A 1,555-nucleotide genomic window follows, 5' to 3' on the forward strand; every position below is an offset into this window, starting at 1 on the left:
GCCCAGGATCAGCGGCGACAGCAGGGTGTAATCGAAGCCGCGGTTGGGCTGTTCGCCATACAGCCAGATCGCCTGCGCGACCGGGTGGCCGTCGAGGAAGGACAGGTTCAGGCTGGGATCGGTGCCGTCGATGCTGACCCGCTCACCCTGGCCGAAACGGCGATCCAGCGAGATGCCCGGCAGCTGCGACAGCGCTTCGGCCACGTTGGTGCTGGGGAACTTGCCGATGTCCTCGGCGGTGATCGCCTCGGAGATGGTCACGTTGTTGCGCTTGGTATCCAGCGATTTTTCCAGGCTGGCGCGGATGCCGACGACGCTGACCGTGTCCAGGTCGGTGGGGGTGCTGGAGGTTTCCTGCGCCTGCGCGCCGAACACCAGACAGCTGAAAATGGCTGCCGAAAGCAGACTCTTGCGGTGGTTCATGATGTCTCTCCTCATCAATCCGATGGTTCGCCGGCGACGGCGTGTCTTCTTGCGTCTGGTACGACTTTGCCGCGCGCCCTTTGCCGGGCGCGCCATGGGTGCCACGTACTGCGTGTTGCGTGCCCGGCGCGCCGTGTCAGGYGTGCGGGTGGTCCCTATGTCCCAGGTACCAGCTGGCGGCGCCGATGACGCCCAGCTGCCCGTGCTCGACCACCTTCACGGGAATGCGTTCCAGCGCTTCGCGCATCGGGCCCTTGTTGAGGTACCGCGGTACGAACGTGCTGTTCAACAGGAATTGACGGATCTGCGGCAGGATGCCGCCGGCCAGGTAGACACCGCCGGTGATGCCGTACTGCAGGGCCATGTCGCCGATGGTGCTGCCGAGCAGGCCGCAGAACACCTCCAGGCTCAGCCGTGCCAGCGGGTCCTGGTCGGCCATGGCCGCGGCGGTGACCGCATCGGGGCTGGCCAGCGTCGGCGGCTGGTGGTTGAGTGCACACAGGGCGCGATAGAGATTCATCAGCCCAGGGCCGGACAGCGCGTGCTCGACCGACACATGCGCATGTTCGCGCTGCATCTGGCGCACGATCGCCATTTCCAGCTCGGTGGTGGTGGCCAGGGTTGGCTGTCCGGCTTCGGTGGCCAGCACCACCGCGCCGTGCGCGGTCGGAATCCAGACCGCCGCGCCCAGGCCGGTACCGGGGCCGACCACCAGGGTCGGGCCGCGCGGTGCGCTGGCCGGGCCGGTCAACTGCAGCACGCCGCTGGCATCGACCTGGGACGCGGCGTAGGCCACGGCCTCGAAGTCGTTGACGATGTAGACCTGGTCCAGGCCGACGTCCTGTTCGATGCGGCGCGCCGACAGGGGCCAGGGCACGTTGGCGGTGATCACCGTGCCGTCGGCGCGGGCAACGCCGGCGGTGGCCACCACGCAGTGCGCCGGACGCGGGCCGCTGCCGAGGAAGTCGGTCAGGATCGCGCTCAGGCCGGGATAGTCGGCATTGCGGAACTTGCGGTACTCCAGCAGCTGCACCGGATGGTCCGGATCGGTGCCGGCCTGGACCCGGGCCACGCGCACGTGGGTCCCGCCGACATCGGCGGCCAGGAAGGGCGGCACCGTGGCGGGCAGGTC

2 protein-coding genes are annotated in these 1,555 nt (G+C 68.7%); both read right to left on the reverse strand.

Annotated features, from left to right (window positions below; genetic code table 11):
- A partial coding sequence (locus ACXJKH_RS20285; protein ID WP_457322060.1) for a TonB-dependent receptor plug domain-containing protein occupies nt 1-423 on the reverse strand: 423 nt, incomplete at its 3' end.
- Between the two features lie 136 nt (nt 424-559).
- Nucleotides 560-1,540, reverse strand: a complete 981-nt coding sequence (locus tag ACXJKH_RS20290; RefSeq protein ID WP_457322062.1) for a glucokinase family protein — start codon at nt 1,538-1,540, stop codon at nt 560-562.
- Nucleotides 1,541-1,555: the final 15 nt, after the last annotated feature.

Source organism: Stenotrophomonas sp. P5_B8, assembly GCF_054049855.1.